Raw genomic sequence first — 18,408 nt, forward strand, 5'->3', positions numbered from 1 at the left:
ATTTGAATTAAAAAAATGTATTGCTTTTTTTTGAACCTTATCAAGGTTTTAAACCTTGACAAGGATAATTCTCAAAAAAAAACCTAATTCAACTTCAGCGTTAGTTTTTTAAACAATTTTTCAGCGCTTTTTTCTTCGTACAAAATATTGTAAATCGTATTGATAATCGGTAAATCCAACCCTTTTTCTTTTCCTGTTTTATAGACAGAATCTGCGGCGTAATAACCTTCCGCAATCATATTCATAGATTGAATGGCAGATTTTACGGTGTAACCTTTTCCAATTAAATTTCCCAAACTTCGGTTTCTAGAAAACAAGGAATAAGCAGTTACGAGTAAATCGCCGAGATAGGCGCTTTCATTCACATCGCGCGGTTCTTCATAAATGGCTTCTAAAAAAACTTCCATTTCTCGAATCGCATTTGAGACAAAAACAGCCGCGAAATTATCGCCATAACCCAATCCACTCGCCATTCCGGCGCCAATGGCGTAAATATTTTTGAGAATTGCGCTGTATTCATTTCCTAAAATATCCTTGCTCGTATGAACATTGATAAAATCTGAAGCAAATAATTTTTTTAAAATTTCGCCCACTTTATCTTCTGCAGTTGCAATTGTGAGATAAGAAAGTCTTTCCATCGCGACTTCTTCCGCGTGACAAGGACCGGCAATGACCGCCTGACAACGAAATCCGATTTTGAATTCATCCCGAAGATAATGCGCGACCACATCATTCACTTTCGGCACAATTCCTTTGATGGCTGAAACGAAAATTTTGCAAGTATAATCGCAAGTCATTTTTTCAATCGCATCCGACAAATAAATGGACGGCGTCGCCAAAACTATCACGTCACAATTGGAAACCAACTCGTTTATATCTGTTGTAATTGCCAGATTTTCTTTGTTAAAACTAACTGAAGTAAGATAAACTGGATTATGCCCGCGAAGTTCAATAGCACCTTTTACAAATTCATTTCGCACGCACCAATGCACTTTTTCAGAGTTTTCTACCAACATTTTCACAATGGCCGTGGCAAAACTACCACTTCCGACTACCCCAACTCTAGGTAAGTTTTCATCAAAATTTTTACAAACTTTTTTTTTATCAGCGCTAATTTTTGTCATAATAATTTCTCAGGGTTACAAAGATAAGTAATGTGAAGCATAATTTAAAAACGATTTTTTATGAATTTAATTTTAAGTTCAACTCATAAAGTTTGTTAATTCTACATTATAAATACAATAAATTTTTAATTTTGCCGTCTAAAATTTTAATTTAAAAACTTGATATGCGACAATTTCTGAAAAGAAAGAAAAACATAAATTTACTTTTAGGCGTTTTTTTATTTTTAATATTTGCCCAAAGCATCATTATAGCAAAGTTATTTTCAGAGCGAGATGATAAAAACTATGTGGTGAATTTAGTAAAAATAAATACTAAAAAAGACAGTATCGATTATTTTAAAATGAAGACAGATTTAGGCCAAATCGACCAAACTGTTCGGGATTTACATCAATTTTTAGCCTCAAAAAATATTGAAGACTCTAGAATTAATTATCTTGCAAAAGATAGTTTAAATAACGCTATTTATCTTTCTAAACAAAGCAATCGCTACAGTCAATATTTGGTAAATCTTCAAAATAAATTGCAGACAATTCCTTTGGGAATTCCCACAGATGGCTATATTTCTTCAAATTTTGGTAAAAGAATAAATCCAATTCCAAACAGAACGGTGATATTGGCTTCAGTAAATAAATCTGTCGCAAAAGATAGTTTAGGTAAAACGCCAACTCAAGCAAATGCCGCACCTGAAGCCGATCAAATTCAGTTTCATAAAGGTTTGGATATTGCCGTTGCTTACGGAACGCCTGTAAGATGTGCTGCTGCGGGAAAAGTTATTTTTGCTGGGCAAAAAGGGGGTTACGGAAATTGCATTATTGTTTCTCACGGAAATGGTTTAGACACACTTTACGGACACCTTTCGGAACTTTTAGTGAAATCAAACGACGTGGTAAAAGTAAATGATGTGATTGCAAAATCTGGAAATACAGGTCGCTCAACCGGGCCACATTTGCATTATGAAGTGCGTAAAAATAATACGCCGGTGAATCCGAGATTGTTTTTGAATTTGTAAAATATAAAATCCTGAAAATTTTCAGGATTTTTTTGTTAACGACCTTTGTCATTCCGTAGGAATCTAAGCAGCAAAGATTCCTACGGAATGACAAAAACTCTCTTAAAAATATTTTTAAATTTTAATTAAACAATTTTCACAGAAATTCCTTCTTCTGTTTTTTCAATTTTTATCAAATTATTTTTGGCTAAATTTTTAGAAGATTTATCCCATTTTTTACCCGAAAATTTTGATTGTTCTTTTAAATCATTGAGTGACATTTCGCCGTTATTTTGATTTAAAAGTTTTAAAAGCAATTCATCATCTTCTGACAATTCTACTTTTGGCAAAACCTTTTCTGGTCGCATTTGTGGGAAAAATAATACTTCTTGGATGCTTTCATTATTGGTTAAAAACATGATCAAACGATCCATTCCGATTCCCAAACCAGAAGTTGGCGGCATTCCGTATTCTAAAGCGCGAAGAAAATCATTATCGATAAACATCGCTTCATCATCGCCTCTTTCTGAAAGTGCCATTTGCGCTTCAAAACGCTCTCTCTGATCAATTGGATCATTTAATTCTGAATAAGCGTTTGCAATTTCTTTTCCACACACCATTAATTCAAAACGTTCCGTTAAACCTTCTTTTGTTCTGTGCTTCTTTGTTAAAGGCGACATTTCAATTGGATAATCTGTAATAAAAGTTGGCTGAATGAAGTTTCCTTCACATTTTTCGCCAAAAATTTCATCAATTAATTTTCCTTTTCCCATTGATTCATCAACTTCAATTCCGATGGATTTAGCGAAAGTAAAAAGTTCTTCTTCCGTTTTTCCTGTAATGTCAAAACCGGTAAATTTTTGAATGGCTTCCGTCATTGAAACTCTTGGATAAGGCGCTTTCCAATTAATTGTGTGCTCGCCAAAAGTAGATTCTGAAGTTCCATTAACCTGAATTGCAGAAAATTCTAACAATTTTTCGGTGAAATCCATCATCCAGTTGTAATCTTTATAAGCGACATAAATTTCCATCGCCGTGAATTCTGGATTGTGCGTTCTGTCCATTCCTTCATTTCGGAAATTTTTAGAAAATTCATAAACGCCATCAAATCCGCCAACAATTAATCTTTTTAAATAAAGTTCATTTGCAATTCTTAAATACAAAGGAATATCTAACGCGTTGTGGTGAGAAATAAATGGTTTTGCTGCTGCACCACCCGGAATGGCTTGCAAAATTGGTGTTTCAACTTCAAAATAGCCTGCTTCATTAAAATAAGTTCGCATTGCATTGAACAATTTTGTTCTTTTAATGAAAACTTCTTTCACTTGCGGATTTACAATTAAATCGACATATCGCTGTCTGTAACGCAATTCAGGATCGTTGAAAGCATCATAAACTTTACCATCTTCATCGGTTCTTGGTTGTGGAAGCGGGCGCAAAGTTTTAGTTAATAGAGTGAAATTGGTAACTTTCACGGTCATTTCGCCAACTTGAGTGGTGAATAATTCGCCTTCAATCCCGATGATATCACCGATGTCTAAAAGATGTTTGTAAACGTCGTTGTATAAAGTTTTATCATCACCTGGGCAGATTTCATCTCTATTAAAATAAACTTGAATTTTCCCTGAAGAATCTTGCAATTCAGCAAAAGATGCTTTTCCTTGAATTCTACGAGACATTAATCTTCCTGCAATTTTTACTTTTTTGCCTTCAGAAAACTCTTTTTTTATGGATTCTGTGGAATCTGAAATTTTATATTCATCTGCTGGATACGCATTAATTCCTAAAGCGTTTAATTTAGTTAATTTTTCTCTGCGAATGACTTCCTGTTCTGATAATTGCATTATTGTTGCTTTTTTAAGATTGCAAATTTAATGATTTTTTAACGAAAATATTCTAAATCTTAAGTTCAATTTAGATCTAAATAATTACTAAATTATAATTTTTAGAACAACTTTTTGCTTTATTTTTAATCATTCCAAATTTTTTTTAATCGGTTTTTTCTGGATTAAATTCATTAGATTTGCTTTGTGAAAAAATATGTCGTTTACTTTATGATTTTTACTTACTTAATTTCCTTTTGCGAAGTTAGGCAAGTTGTAAAACTTCCTAATTTAATCGGACATTACATCACACACAAAAAAGCAAATCCTAATATGTCGCTTTACGCATTTTTCAAAATGCATTATTTAGACAAGCAAGTGAAAGATAAAGATTATTCTGATGACATGAAATTACCTTTCAAAACTCATGATAATTTCACGTCTTTTCTTACTATTAATATCCCGCCAGAAAAGGCATCCATAAATGTTCCGCATCCTTTAATTTATGTGGATTATTCTTCCAATTTTTCGTATTCAGAAAAATTCTACCCTTCTATATTTAAGCAAATTTGGGAACCGCCCAAAATTTAATTAATTATTTCTCTTTTGTTTTTTTTAAGTCATATCGCAAGATTTTGACTGAATTTAATTTTAAATTAATTTAAAAGTTTTGCTAGAATTTTAAATTCTAACGAAGCCTAAAATCTCCTATAAAATGCTTAATAAAATTATAGAGTTCTCTATAAAGAATAAACTTATTGTTGTCTTAATGACACTCGGTTTAATTATTTATGGACTTTTCGAACTCACAAAACTTCCTATTGATGCCGTTCCCGACATTACAGATAATCAGGTTCAGATTATCACGGTTTCGCCAAGTTTGGGTGCACCAGATGTAGAACGTTTCATTACTTTTCCTTTAGAACAAATTAATTACAATATACAGGGAATCAAGCAAATGCGAAGTTTTTCGCGTTTTGGCTTATCAGTTATCACCATCGTTTTTAAAGATGATGTGGATTTGTATTTGGCTCGTCAACAAGTTTCAGAACGTTTGCAACAAATTTCAAAAGATATTCCAGCCAATTTAGGCGTTCCACAAATGGCGCCAATTTCCACAGGATTAGGTGAAATTTATCAATATGTTGTTCGTCCCAAAAAAGGATTTGAACACCGCTATAATCCTATGGAATTACGAACCATTCAAGATTGGATTGTTCGCCGACAATTACTCGGAACACCGGGCGTTGCAGATGTTGCGAGTTTTGGTGGAAATCTAAAACAATATGAAGTCGCCATTAATCCAGCCATTTTGAAATCAATGGGCGTTACGATTTCCGAAGTTTTTAGTGCGCTTCAAAAAAACAATCAAAATACGGGTGGCGCTTATATTGAAAAAGGACCAAGTGTTTTATTCATTAGAACGGAAGGTTTAATGAATAAAATCCCAGATATTGAAAATACGGTTGTTAAAAATTTACCAGACGGAACACCGATTTTAATAAAAAATATCGGAAAAGTTCAGTATGGAAAAGCCATCAGATACGGCGCTATGACTTACAACGGGAAAGGCGAAGTTGCTGGTGCCGTTGTAATGATGATGAAAGGTGCGAATTCAAATGAGGTTATAAAAGAAGTAAAAACAAAAATTGCAGAAATCCAAAAAACTCTTCCCGAAGGTGTAAAAATAGACGCATTTCTAGACCGAACCAAAATGGTAGATAACGCCATTGGAACTGTAAGCAAAAATTTAATGGAAGGGGCGTTAATCGTGGTTTTTGTTCTGGTTCTATTTCTTGGAAATTTCCGTGCAGGTTTATTGGTGGCGTCGGTCATTCCTTTGGCGATGCTTTTTGCGATTATTATGATGAACATTTTCGGGGTTTCTGGGAATTTAATGAGTTTAGGCGCGTTGGATTTTGGTTTAATTGTAGATGGCGCCGTCATAATTGTCGAGGCTATTTTACACCGATTTAAACATTTGAATAAATTTCAAGACAAAAAGATTTCACAAGAAATGATGAACCGAGAGGTTTACACTTCTTCTAGCACGATGATGAATTCTGCGGTTTTTGGGCAAATTATTATCTTAATAGTTTACTTACCGATTTTAACCTTGCAAGGCATTGAAGGAAAAATGTTCAAACCAATGGCGCAAACGGTAATTTTCGCATTACTTGGTGCGTTTATACTTTCTCTGACCTACATTCCGATGATGAGTTCCATATTTTTATCTAAAAAAATAAATAATAAGAAAAACTTTTCTGATAAATTAATGGACAAATTAGAAAGTTTTTACCACAAAACTTTAAATAGAGTTTTAAAAATTCCAAATATAATTTTCTTCAGCGTTGTTGGTTTATTTTTCATTTCATTATTTGTAATGTCAAGATTAGGTGGCGAATTTATCCCAACACTTCCCGAAGGCGATTTTGCAGTTGACACGAGAGTTTTACCCGGAAGTAATCTTAAAACTTCCACAGACGCTATTTTAAAATCACAGCAAGTTTTATTAAAGAAATTCCCAGAAATTGAAAAAATTGTCGGGAAAACAGGAAGTAGCGAAATCCCAACCGATCCGATGCCGATTGATGCAAGTGACATGATGATTATTTTAAAACCAAGAAAAGAATGGAAATCTGCAACTACTTATGACGATCTCGCCGCAAAAATGTCTGCTGAATTAAAGAAAAATATTATAGGCGTAACCTACTCTTTTCAATATCCTGTTGCCATGCGTTTTAATGAATTAATGACAGGCGCAAGGCAAGATGTCGTTTGTAAAATTTACGGCGAAAATCTGGATACTTTAAAAGTTTATGCAGAGAAATTGGGTGCGATTTCGAAGAAAATTAACGGCGCTCAAAATATTTATGTAGAACCAATTTCTGGAATGCCGCAAATCGTGATTTCATATAAACGTGACGCACTTTCGCAATACGGACTCAATGTAGAAGATGTCAATAATATTGTAAACACGGCTTTTGCAGGGCAATCCACAGGTTCTGTGTTTGAAGGCGAGAAGAAATTTGATTTGGTCGTTCGTTTAGATGGCGAAAAAAGGAAAAATGTGGAAGATGTGAATAATTTATTGATTTCTACACCTTCAGGAATTGAAATTCCGTTGAGTTCTGTCGCAAATGTTGAGTTAAAAGAAAGCGTCAACCAAATCCAAAGGGAAAATGCGCAGCGCAGAATTATTGTTGGTTTTAATGTACGAAACCGCGATATTCAGTCCACTGTAGAAGACTTGCAAAAAGTAGTCGATAAAGATTTTAAACTTCCACCTGGATATTCTATTACTTATGGTGGAACTTTTGAGAATCTACAACAGGCAAAATCCCGTTTGATGATCGCCGTTCCAATTAGTTTACTATTGATTTTATTGATGCTTTATTTTGCCTTTAATTCCATAAAATACGGTTTACTGATTTTTTCTGCCATTCCACTTTCGGCAATTGGCGGCATTCTCTCACTTTGGATCCGTGGGATGAATTTTAGTATTTCCGCAGGTGTCGGTTTTATCGCACTTTTCGGGGTTGCCGTTTTAAATGGAATTGTCTTAATCGCAGAATTTAATCGCCAAAAGAAATTACATCCAGATTTAAAAGACGTGGTAAAAATTGGCGGAAAAACCAGATTACGTCCAGTTTTGATGACCGCTTTTGTGGCATCTTTAGGTTTTTTACCAATGGCATTAAGCACCGGAGAAGGCGCGGAAGTTCAACGTCCTTTAGCAACTGTAGTAATAGGCGGTTTGCTTTTAGCGACCTTTCTCACACTTTATTTTTTACCCTTAATTTATATTTGGTTTGAAGAACATTTCCCAGATACGCGTAAAAAAATTGTGGAAGTTACAGATGAAGAAGATGGTTACAATGATGAAGTTTAGAATTTTTTGGGCAGCAATTTCCGCCTTCCGTTCCCGCTTTTTTTTGTTCCGCTTTGCTACACAAAAAAAGAGCTGCACTCAAGTCGGGCTGCAGGTTTTCGCAACCAACAAGTTTAATTAAATAAAAAAAACAATGAAACAAATTATAAAAATATTCGCCGTCTTTTCTTTATTATTCGGATTTTTAATGAAAGCCCAAACTGCAATTTCTTTGGAAACTGCTTATGAAAAAGCCTTCAAAAATAATCTCAATTTAAAAAACGGCCAACTTCGAATTGATTATCAAGACAAGATTAAGAAATCTTACGCCGTAGTCGATCCGCTCAATATTTCCGGTGAAATCGGGCAAATTAATTCTGCTTACACAGATAACAAATTTTCTGTTAGTCAAACTTTAAGATTACCTGGATTTTACAATTCTCACAAACAAGTTTTGCTAGAAGAATGGAAAAATTCTATGCTCAGTTTAGACGTTCAAAAATGGCAACTGAAACGGGAAATCGCTTTGGTTTATAATGAATTGATTTATCAAAATGAAAAAGAAAAACTGCTTTTGAGAGCCGATTCTATTTACACCAATTATTATCAGCGCGCAGAACTTCGACTGAAAAAAGGCGAAAGTAACATTCTGGAAAAAACAACCGCAGAAAATTACAGAAGTCAGGCCAAAATTCAACTAGAAAATCTCAGAAAAGACCGACAAATTTCCCTTTCCCAGTTTAATTATCTCATTAATGATGACAATTTTTATGTGAACGAAAATTCTGATTTTTACCATTTAAATCTTGAAAATCTAGAACTTAATTATGCGGGAAATCCAATAGTTTTAAAACAATTAGAACAGCAAAAAAATATAGAATTGGCAAAATTAAAAGCAGAAAAGTCTAAACTTTTACCAACTTTAAATTTCACCTATTTCAATTCTAGCATGTACGGAAACGGCGCAGATAATAACTTCTACGGAAGATCAGCGCGTTTTAATTCTGGAATGATTGGCGTGGGAATTCCACTTTTTAATTCCGCTCAAAAATCTGTAATTGAAGGTCAAAAAATAAACCAACTTATTGCAGAAAATAATTATGAAATCGGTTCTAAAAACCTTAAAAACCAATATGCAATGCTTCTCGGCGAATATGAAAAACTGAAAAGTGAAACCGATTATTATAAAAATAAAGGTTTAGCAAATGCAGAAACTATTATGAAAACTGCCAATCGATTGTATTACGAAGGTGAAATTAATTATTTAGAATGGTCTATTTTAATTAATCAAAGTTTAGACGTGCAAAATAAATTAATTGACAGCCAAAAAATGCTGAACGAGAAAATCATTCAAATCAACAACTTAACTCAACAATAATTTATTATGAAAAAAAATACAGTTCTACATCGATCTCTACATTGGATTATTGCTTTGGGAATGTCGGTTTTATTTATTACCGGATTTTTAAGAATGTACTGGATGAGCAAAACCGTTATTACAACAGCGATTAATAAAAATGTTGAAATCCAAAGTTTAAATTTAGACAAACAAGCCTTGCGGCCAATTGTTCATTCAATTCAGTCGCCAATGTTTGATTGGCACGTTTATGCCGCTTATCTTATTACTTTCGCGTTTATTGCGAGAGTAGTTTATATGCTCGCAAAAGGCATAAAATTTCCGAATCCTTTTTCTAAAAATACTTTAAATAAAGACAAATTTCAAGGTTTGATGTATCTCGCGTTTTATCTTTTAATTGCCGTGCAAATAGTAACAGGCGCAATTTTAAAATATGATCTTGGTTCAGAATCAATTCGTGATCTTTCAGAAACAGTTCACAAATTCGCAGTTTATTGGACTCCGGCTTTCATTCTTTTACATTTCGTAGGAATTGCCATTTCAGAAAATACTAACAGAAAAGGCATCGTCTCAAATATGATTGGCGGTGACGCTTAACAAAACTTTTTAAAATGAAAAAAATACTTTTAATATTTATCAGTCTATCAATTTTATCCTGTTCTAAGGAAGAAACGCAGACGGAAAAAACTTCGGTAGTAACTGGAAATCAAATTACTTTAACAGATTTACAAATTAAAAATTCTGGCATTGAATCTAAAAATTTAGATAAATTAGATATTGCCAACAAAATTTTTCTGAACGGCCAAGTTGATGTTCCACCACAGACGATGGCGAGTGTTTCCGCGCCAAGCGGCGGTTATGTGAAAGTGTCGAGATTTATGCCTGGAAATTTTGTGCAAAAAGGCCAAACTTTAGCAGTATTAGAAAATCCAGAATTGGTGCAATTGCAGCAAGATTATCTTTTAGCAAAGTCGAATTTGCAATATGCACAACAAGATTATTCTCGCCAAAAAGATCTGAATGCAAATAAAGCCAGTTCAGATAAAGTTACCCAAAAGGCTTTCAACGACTCTAATAACCAAAATATTACGATGAAGGCAACTGCCCAAAAATTAGCAGCGATGGGCATTAATCCAAGCACTTTAAATGCAAACAATATTAGAAGAACTTTTGCCGTGATTTCGCCCATTTCAGGCTACGTTTCTTCTGTTAATGTAAATATCGGGCAATATGTTTCGCCGATGGATAAAATGTTTGACGTGGTGAACACAGGCGATCTTCACTTGGCTTTAAAGGTTTTTGAAAAAGATTTGAATAAAATTTCAGTTGGGCAAAAAGTGTTTGCTTACACCAACCAAGATCCAACAAAAAAATATGAAGCACGCGTTTTTATCATCGGAAAAGATTTCACGCCAGACCGAAGTGTTTTGGTGCATTGTCATTTTGCTAATGAAAATTTAGCACTTATTCCGGGGACTTTTATGAATGCTGAAATAGAAACTAATGCCCAAAAAGCACTCGCAATTCCTGATGAAGCAATTGTAACTTGGGAAGAAAAACAATATATTTTTGAGGAAATTAAACCTAAAACTTACAAAATGTTTCCCGTAAACATTGGTAATTCTGAAAATGGTTTTACTGAATTATTAAATTTCAGTGCAGAAAATGCTAAGAAAAAATTTGTAACAAAAGGCGCCTATCAGTTATTAATGTCATTAAAAAATGTAGAAGAATAGAATTTTTCACAAAAAAAGCAGCTATTATTTAGCTGCTTTTTTTAAAGTAAAATATTACTTATTTTGCCATTGCGCTATCAGTTTTTGCGGGCATTGCTGCTGCAGTAGAATCCATTGGCTGAGCCGTTGCTGAACTATCAGACTTCATTGCTGCGCTATCTGGTTCTGTCATCATGGTGTTGCTTTCTGTTGATTCTGCTTTTTTTGAACAAGATGTAAGTGTTAATGCGCCGATAAAAGCTGCTACGAATAATTTTTTCATAATAATATTTTTTAATTTTATCAAAGATAATGTTAATTTTTCCCAAAAAGCAAATATTTATCATTTTTTTTAAATAAAATGAATGATTTCAAAAAAACTTTTTTACATTTGCCTTTCAATTTACAGATAGAAAATGAACAAAATATTAAACAAAAATTGGTGGTGGCATTTCAACTCTTCGCGGGTCTGAAATACATTTCTTATGTTTAATTTTTAAATAAATAGATTAAGATTTTAAAAGACTTTAGCGATACGTTAAAGTCTTTTTTTATGTCTTTAAATTAAAAAATATCAAAATAAAATATGCAATTTTCACAAAAAATAAATTTTAAAACCACCGTAAAATCTACCTTAAGCGACCTTTTTACGCCAGTCGGAATTTATCTTCGCTTGCGCGACCAGTTTCGAGATACGGTTTTATTGGAAAGTGCGGGAAACCAAAATACCCAAAATAATTTCTCTTTCATTGCCGTAAACGCCATTGCAGGAATTGAAATCAGAAATTTTGATGAAGCAGAAATAAAATTTCCCAACGAAGCCTCTTTCAAAATGGATTTAAAGAATGAAAAATTAACAGCGGTTTTACAAAATTTTTCTTCTTGTTTTAATGGCGAACAACCCAATTTAGAAATTGGCAAATCTGCGCAAGGTTTATTTGGCTACACAAGTTACGACGGCATTCCTTTTTTTGAAAACATTAAATTTAAAGCGCAATCTCCCGAAAATAAAATTCCATTATTAAGATACAGATTCTACCAATTTGTAATTGCAATTAATCATTTTAATGATGAAATGTTTTTGATTGAAAATAAAATAAAAGGCTTAAAATCTGAAATTTCTAAAATTGAAAATCTAATCAATCAAAAAAATGCACCTGTTTTTCCTTTTGAAAAAATTGAAGAAGAAAAATCTAATTTAACAAATGAAGAATACCTAGAAAACGTAGAAAAAGCAAAGAAACATTGTTTCCGGGGTGATGTTTTTCAATTGGTTCTAAGCCGAAGATTTCAGCAAAAATTTCAAGGTGACGAATTTAATGTATATCGCGCTTTACGGAACATCAATCCGTCGCCTTATCTATTTTACTTTGATTATGGCGATTATAAACTCTTTGGTTCTTCCCCAGAAAGCCAATTAATTATTAAAAACAGCAAGGCAATCATCCATCCAATCGCGGGAACCTTTAAAAGAACCGGCGTTTTAGAAGAAGATTTAGCATCCGCAGAATTATTAAAAAAAGACGCCAAAGAAAACGCCGAACATACGATGCTTGTTGATTTGGCGCGGAATGATTTAAGTATTATTGGCAAAAATACAACGGTCACGAAATTAAAAGAAATTCAGTTTTTCTCTCATGTGATTCACATGGTTTCTGAAGTCACAGCAGATGTTTCTGCTAATCAAAATCCGTTTGATATGATTGCAACTACTTTTCCACAAGGAACTTTGAGCGGTGCGCCAAAATATAAAGCAATGGAACTTATTGATAACTACGAAAACACGTCTCGTGGTTATTATGGCGGTTGTTTGGGTTTTGTAGGTTTTGATGGAAGTTGCAACCAAGCGATTATGATTCGCACGTTTCTAAGTAAAAATAACACTTTATTTTACCAAGCGGGCGCAGGAATTGTCGCAAAATCTTCCGCTGAAAATGAATTACAAGAAGTAAATAATAAATTGGGCGCTTTAAAAAAAGCCATTATAAAAGCAGAATCTATTTAGTTGATCGTTTTTAGTTGTCAGTTGACAGAAATTTCACAACGACTAAAAAATAAATTATAAAAAAATGAGTAAAAATAAAGAACAACCGACAACCGACAACCGACAACCGACAACCAAAATTCTGGTTTTAGATAATTACGACAGTTTCACATACAATTTGGTTCAAATGATTGAAGAAATTGTAGGCGAAAAAATTGATGTTTTTCGCAATGACGAAATCGCCTTGGAGGAAGTGGAAAAATATGATAAAATCATACTTTCGCCCGGTCCGGGAATTCCCGAAGAATCTGGGATTTTATTAGATTTAATTAAAACTTACTCGCCTACAAAATCAATTTTCGGTGTTTGTCTTGGTCTGCAAGCAATCGGTGAAGCCTTTGATGGAAAATTAATTAACCTTTCTGAAATTTTTCACGGCGTTGCCACAGACGTTAAAATTTTAAATAATAACACAGAAATCTTTAAAAATTTCCCAGAAACATTTGAAGCCGGAAGATACCATTCTTGGGCCGTTTCCCCAGAAAACTTTCCCGAAGAATTAGAAATTACTGCGGTTGATAAAGATGAAATGATTATGGCTTTGCAGCATAAAACCTACGATGTTCAAGCGGTTCAGTTTCATCCGGAAAGTATTTTAACACCCAAGGGAAGAGAAATTTTGGAGAATTTTCTTACTTAAATTTTGATAAAATGAAAATTATAAGTTGGAATGTTGAACGACCGAAAATTAATCAATTTGAAAAAATTAATTTTATTGAAAATATTATAAAAGAAAATAATGCCGATTTAATTTTCTTGAGGGAAACCAACTCAATTCTCAATTTTGGAAAAGAATATTTCAAATTAGAATCGAATATTTTGCCTGAATTTTTTGAAAATCAAACCTATTTCAAAGGAGAAAATCGCGTTACAATTTACAGTAAATATGAAATTTTAGAGGAAATAAAAACGTACGACAACTTTACATGCATCAGCGGAAAAATAAAAACTGAATTTGGAGAACTTGTTTTGTTCGGCAGTATTATAGGAAGTTTTGGAGGTCGAGATCAATATTTTAAAAACGATTTATTAAACCAAAAGAAAGAGATAGAGAATTTAAAAAGTAATATTTGTTTTTCTGGAGATTTCAACATTTCATTTTCTGGTTTTAAATATCCCAGCAAAGTAATTGTTTCTGAAACGATGAAATTTTTTGAAGATAATGATTTGGCTATTTTAACTAAAGAAAATAAAGATTGTGCAATTCATATTGTTTTAAATAATGAATTTCTAAAAGATAAAATTTACACTAATAAAATGATAGAAATTGACCGAAAATTTTCCGACCACAATTTAGTTATTTGCGAAATATCTGCGAATAAAAAAAAATAAATTTAAAATAATGAAAGAAATATTACAATATTTATTTAACCACAATACGCTCTCAAAAGCAGAAGCAAAAGCAATTTTAACGGAAATTGCGCAAAATAAATTTAATGAAAATGAAGTGACGGCTTTCGTTACCGTTTTTTTAATGAGAAGTTTGACTTTAGAAGAACTGGAAGGTTTTTGTGAAGCTTTAATGCAACTCGCAGTTCCGATAAATTTAGGCGAAAATCTTGCCGATATTGTCGGAACTGGAGGCGACGGAAAAAACACTTTTAATATTTCTACGCTAACAAGTTTCATCGTTGCAGGTGCAGGACAAAAAGTTGCGAAGCATGGCAATTACGGCGTTTCTACAGTTTCTGGTTCATCAAATGTTTTAGAAGAATTGGGTTACAAATTCAAAAATAATGAAGCAGATTTAAAAAAGGATTTAGAAAAATCCAAGCTTTGCTTTTTACACGCACCACTCTTCCACCCTGCTTTGAAAACCGTTGCGCCACTCAGAAAAGGGCTTGGTTTGCGAACTTTTTTTAATATTTTGGGCCCGCTTGTCAATCCGGCGCAACCAAAATTTTCAGTCGTTGGCGTTTACAATTTAGAAATTGCGAGATTGTATCAATATTTGCTTCAAAATCAAAAGAGAAATTTCACAATCGTTCACGCATTAGACGGCTATGACGAAGTTTCGCTAACATCAGATACCAAAATCATCAATAATTTCGGAGAAAAAATAGTTGCACCCGAAGATTTGGGATTTGCTAAAATTGAGGCGGAAAAATTATTAGGCGGAAATTCCATTAAAGAAAGTGCAAAAATCTTCAGGACCATTTTAGAAGGCAACGGAAGTTATGAGCAAAACGCCGCTGTTACAGCAAATGCAGCGATTGTTTTGGAAAGCACACAAAAATTTGGCGATTATGAAACCTGTCTTAATTTAGCCAAAGAAAGTTTAGAAAGTGGAAAAGCGTTGAAATGCTTAAAGTTGTTAGTTGACAGTTGATAGTTGTCAGCAAAAATCATCAAGCAAAACCATCAACCGACAACTAAAAACAGTCAACCAAAATGAATATTTTAGATCAAATCATAGAACGTAAAAAAATCGAAGTTAAAAAAGCAAAAGCCGAAGTCTCACTTACCGAGCTAATGGATTCGGAATTTTTTCGAAAAAAAGGCATTTCATTAAAAAAATCATTGGTAGAAAAATCTGGAATTATTGCAGAATTTAAACGCCAATCGCCTTCGAAAGGTATCATTAATGATCAATCTGATGTTTTAGAAGTCGTAAAAAATTACGAAAAATTTGGTGCAAGTGCGGTTTCAATTTTAACAGACAAGCAGTTTTTTGGCGGAAGTTTAGACGATATTTTGCGGGTAAGAAAATCAATCGAAATCCCGATTTTGCGCAAAGATTTTATGATTGATGAATACCAGTTTTACGAGGCAAAATCCTTTGGTGCAGATGTAATTTTATTGATTGCCGCCAATCTTTCAGTAGCGCAAGTTGAAGATTTCACGGCACTTTCTCATCAAATGGGTTTGGAAGTTTTACTTGAAATTCACGATGAAAAAGAATTAAAACACATTAACAAAGACGTCGATTTTGTTGGCATCAACAATAGAAATTTGAAAGATTTTAAAGTGGATTTGGATCATTCAATCAACCTAAAAAATCAACTTCCGGAAGGTATTTTAAAAATCGCCGAAAGTGGAATTTACAGCGTTGAAGACTTTAAATTTTTAAAAGAAAAAGGTTTTGACGGCTTTTTAATGGGCGAATATTTTATGAAAAATGAAAATCCAGGAAAAATTTTTGAGGAATTTGTAATAAATGTAATAATTTAATAGTTTACCAATGAATTCAAATCTAAAAATAAAAGTTTGTGGCTTAACAAAGTTAAATCAAATTGAGGAACTAAATTCCTTGGAAATAGATTTTTTAGGTTTTATTTTCTTCGAAAAATCGACGAGATATGTTTTAAATTTTCTGAATTTAGAGGAAATAAAATCCATAAAATCAGATTCAAAAGTGGGCGTTTTTGTTAATGAAACTTTAGAAAAGATAATTGAAATTTCCGAGAAAGCAGATTTAAATTTTATTCAACTTCACGGCGATGAAAACCAAGATTTTATTTTAAAACTAAAAGAAAAATTGAATCCAAAAATTGAAATTATAAAAGTCATCCGAATTGGAAATCAATCTAAAGAAGAATTACAAAAAACTATCAACGGACAACCGACAATTATCAACTATTTATTATTTGACACCGATTCTAAAGCGTTTGGCGGCACAGGAAAAACTTTTGATTGGCAAATTTTAAACGATTTAAAAATCGAAAAACCCTACTTTTTGAGTGGCGGGATTTCTAACGAAAACGTAGAAGAATTAAAAAACTTTGTCAAAGTTAATCTTATTGAAAATCAAACTTTGACAAAGTTGAAAAGACAAAACCCTTTTGCTTTAGACATCAATTCAAAATTTGAAATTTCGCCGGGTTTTAAAGATTTGCAAAAAATTAGAATTTTTAAAAATTCTTTTTAATTTAACTTTAAGCGGAAGAATTCATAAAATCTCTTATTTATTTTCTGCCAATTTCTCTTCAATCACAGCAAGCGCGGCTTTCACATTCGTCATTTTTTCCATAGAATGGTTATCAATTTCTATATCAAAAACTTCTTCTACATCTAAAATCACATCCACCAAATTGGCAGAATTAATGTTTAAATCATTAATAAAACTGGTGTTTTCCGTTAAATTACTAAGTGCTTCTTCGTTTTTAACGTAAGGTTTTATGATGGCTTTTAGTTTGGTCAACATTTCTTCTCTCTCCATTTTTTTTATTTAAAATATTTCTTAAAGATAACACATCCGTTCACATCACCAAAACCGAAACTCACTTTTGCAGCAATATTTATTTCCGTGGAAATCATTGTTTGGGGAATTGATTTTTTAGAAATTAAATCCAAAATTTCTGGTTTCAAATCTTCGCAATTAACGTTTGGTGCAACAAAATTATTTTTTAATTGCAAAATTGTGGCGACAGATTCTACACTTCCGGAGGCGGAAAGACAATGTCCAACAAGACTTTTCAGGGAATTGATGTAGGGAAACTTTTCTCCATTTCTATTTAAAGCCTTCGTTAAATTTTCAATTTCCAGTGCATCTTTGGAAGTTGCCGTTAAATGTCCGTTGATGTATTCTATTTCGTTTGCGTTTATTCCACTTTCTAAAATAGCATCTTTTACACACTTTTGAACGGCGGTAGAATTGGGCGCCGTCATACTTCCATCCCCTCTTTGTCCACCAGAATTGATGTTTCCACCGAGAATTTCACAATAAATTTTTGCATTTCTAGCCAAAGCAGATTCTAAATCTTCCACCACAAATGCTCCCGCTCCACTTCCGGGAACAAATCCTGCGGCAGTTTCGCTCATTGGTCTGGAAGCCTTTTCAGGACTATCATTTGATTTAAAATTACAGACTTTTATCGCATCAAATCCCGCCCAAATATAAGGTCCGGAATCGCTTGTACTTCCGGCTAAAATTCGCTTTGCTCTTCCAGATTTTATTCTGTCAAAAGCCATTAAAATTGCTTCTGTTCCCGTTGTGCAAGCCGAAGAGTTAGTTGTGACTTGATTTCCTAAACCTAATTTTCCGCCCAAATATGCGGAAATTCCGCTATTCATGGTTTGAGAAACTGCGGTGCTTCCTAATTTTCTTGTTTGTAAATCATCAATTTTATAAATACTTTCCCGAAATTTTCCAATTCCCGAAGTTCCCGTTCCGAAGATTGTTCCGCTTTCCCAATCGGGATTTTCTTCATTTTTAATCTCTAAACCTGCATCTTTCCAAGCGTCTAAACCTGCGATTACGCCATAAAGAATTCCCGTGGAATTGAAATTTCGAAGTTCTAATTCAGAAAAATATTCGCGTTTTTTTTCTTCGGAAATTTCTGGTGTTCCCGAAACTTGACAAGAGAATTTTAAATCTGCCAATTGTTGGTCAAATTTTATCCCAGATTTTCCCTCTTTTAAAGCAATTAAAAAATCATCAATTGTAATTGCATTTGGTGCAACGACGCCTAATCCTGTTATTACGACTCTATTTTCTTTCATTTTTCATAAAAATTGTTAATAATTTTCACACTGATTTCCACAG

At 33.1% G+C, this 18,408-nt stretch carries 17 protein-coding genes; 12 read left to right on the plus strand and 5 right to left on the minus strand.

The window, feature by feature from the left end; translation table 11 throughout:
• Positions 1-83 precede the first annotated feature (83 nt).
• Positions 84-1,124 (minus strand): NAD(P)H-dependent glycerol-3-phosphate dehydrogenase, encoded by a 1,041-nt coding sequence (locus C4S29_RS12925; protein ID WP_103914517.1) that lies wholly within the window; start codon positions 1,122-1,124, stop codon positions 84-86.
• A 164-nt stretch (positions 1,125-1,288) separates the two neighbouring features.
• Here C4S29_RS12925 and C4S29_RS12930 point away from each other — a divergent pair, with 164 nt between their 5' ends.
• A complete protein-coding gene (locus C4S29_RS12930) occupies positions 1,289-2,134 on the plus strand; it encodes a M23 family metallopeptidase (RefSeq protein WP_103914518.1) in 846 nt (281 codons plus the stop codon).
• Between the two features lie 125 nt (positions 2,135-2,259).
• On the opposite strand, the gene lysS is transcribed toward C4S29_RS12930, so the two are convergent.
• Positions 2,260-3,957, minus strand: coding sequence for a lysine--tRNA ligase (gene lysS, locus C4S29_RS12935; protein ID WP_103914519.1), 1,698 nt, complete (start codon positions 3,955-3,957; stop codon positions 2,260-2,262).
• 210 nt (positions 3,958-4,167) lie between these two features.
• Here lysS and C4S29_RS12940 point away from each other — a divergent pair, with 210 nt between their 5' ends.
• From C4S29_RS12940 to C4S29_RS12960, 5 genes are all read left to right on the plus strand, one after another.
• A complete protein-coding gene (locus C4S29_RS12940; RefSeq protein WP_103914520.1) occupies positions 4,168-4,527 on the plus strand; it encodes a hypothetical protein in 360 nt (119 codons plus the stop codon).
• A 124-nt stretch (positions 4,528-4,651) separates the two neighbouring features.
• Complete coding sequence (locus C4S29_RS12945; RefSeq protein WP_103914521.1) at positions 4,652-7,828, plus strand: efflux RND transporter permease subunit; 3,177 nt, start codon at positions 4,652-4,654, stop codon at positions 7,826-7,828.
• Positions 7,829-7,961: 133 nt separating this feature from the next.
• Positions 7,962-9,185 (plus strand): TolC family protein, encoded by a 1,224-nt coding sequence (locus C4S29_RS12950; protein ID WP_103914522.1) that lies wholly within the window; start codon positions 7,962-7,964, stop codon positions 9,183-9,185.
• A gap of 6 nt (positions 9,186-9,191) precedes the next feature.
• Entirely contained in the window at positions 9,192-9,761 is a 570-nt protein-coding gene (locus C4S29_RS12955) for a cytochrome b/b6 domain-containing protein (protein WP_103914523.1), read from the plus strand.
• A gap of 14 nt (positions 9,762-9,775) precedes the next feature.
• Positions 9,776-10,900: an efflux RND transporter periplasmic adaptor subunit gene (locus tag C4S29_RS12960; RefSeq protein ID WP_103914524.1), complete on the plus strand. Its 1,125-nt coding sequence runs from the start codon at positions 9,776-9,778 to the stop codon at positions 10,898-10,900.
• 58 nt (positions 10,901-10,958) lie between these two features.
• Here the strand turns inward: C4S29_RS12960 and C4S29_RS12965 are convergent, their stop codons facing one another.
• Positions 10,959-11,162, minus strand: coding sequence for a hypothetical protein (locus tag C4S29_RS12965; RefSeq protein WP_146063327.1), 204 nt, complete (start codon positions 11,160-11,162; stop codon positions 10,959-10,961).
• 303 nt (positions 11,163-11,465) lie between these two features.
• Here C4S29_RS12965 and C4S29_RS12970 point away from each other — a divergent pair, with 303 nt between their 5' ends.
• The 6 genes from C4S29_RS12970 (at position 11,466) to C4S29_RS12995 (ending at position 16,791) form a co-directional block, all read left to right on the plus strand.
• A complete protein-coding gene (locus tag C4S29_RS12970; protein WP_103914526.1) occupies positions 11,466-12,884 on the plus strand; it encodes an anthranilate synthase component I family protein in 1,419 nt (472 codons plus the stop codon).
• A 64-nt stretch (positions 12,885-12,948) separates the two neighbouring features.
• Positions 12,949-13,563, plus strand: coding sequence for an anthranilate synthase component II (locus C4S29_RS12975; protein WP_103914527.1), 615 nt, complete (start codon positions 12,949-12,951; stop codon positions 13,561-13,563).
• Between the two features lie 11 nt (positions 13,564-13,574).
• Complete coding sequence (locus tag C4S29_RS12980) at positions 13,575-14,255, plus strand: endonuclease/exonuclease/phosphatase family protein (RefSeq protein ID WP_103914528.1); 681 nt, start codon at positions 13,575-13,577, stop codon at positions 14,253-14,255.
• Positions 14,256-14,265: 10 nt separating this feature from the next.
• A complete protein-coding gene (trpD, locus tag C4S29_RS12985; RefSeq protein ID WP_103914529.1) occupies positions 14,266-15,252 on the plus strand; it encodes an anthranilate phosphoribosyltransferase in 987 nt (328 codons plus the stop codon).
• Between the two features lie 62 nt (positions 15,253-15,314).
• Positions 15,315-16,094, plus strand: a complete 780-nt coding sequence (gene trpC, locus C4S29_RS12990; protein ID WP_103914530.1) for an indole-3-glycerol phosphate synthase TrpC — start codon at positions 15,315-15,317, stop codon at positions 16,092-16,094.
• Positions 16,095-16,104: 10 nt separating this feature from the next.
• Complete coding sequence (locus C4S29_RS12995; protein ID WP_103914531.1) at positions 16,105-16,791, plus strand: phosphoribosylanthranilate isomerase; 687 nt, start codon at positions 16,105-16,107, stop codon at positions 16,789-16,791.
• Positions 16,792-16,824: 33 nt separating this feature from the next.
• On the opposite strand, the gene C4S29_RS13000 is transcribed toward C4S29_RS12995, so the two are convergent.
• Positions 16,825-17,082, minus strand: coding sequence for an acyl carrier protein (locus tag C4S29_RS13000; RefSeq protein WP_103914532.1), 258 nt, complete (start codon positions 17,080-17,082; stop codon positions 16,825-16,827).
• A gap of 5 nt (positions 17,083-17,087) precedes the next feature.
• Positions 17,088-18,365, minus strand: a complete 1,278-nt coding sequence (locus C4S29_RS13005) for a beta-ketoacyl-[acyl-carrier-protein] synthase family protein (protein WP_103914533.1) — start codon at positions 18,363-18,365, stop codon at positions 17,088-17,090.
• Positions 18,366-18,408: the final 43 nt, after the last annotated feature.

It is taken from the genome of Halpernia humi, assembly GCF_900108025.1.
Lineage (GTDB): Bacteria > Bacteroidota > Bacteroidia > Flavobacteriales > Weeksellaceae > Halpernia > Halpernia humi.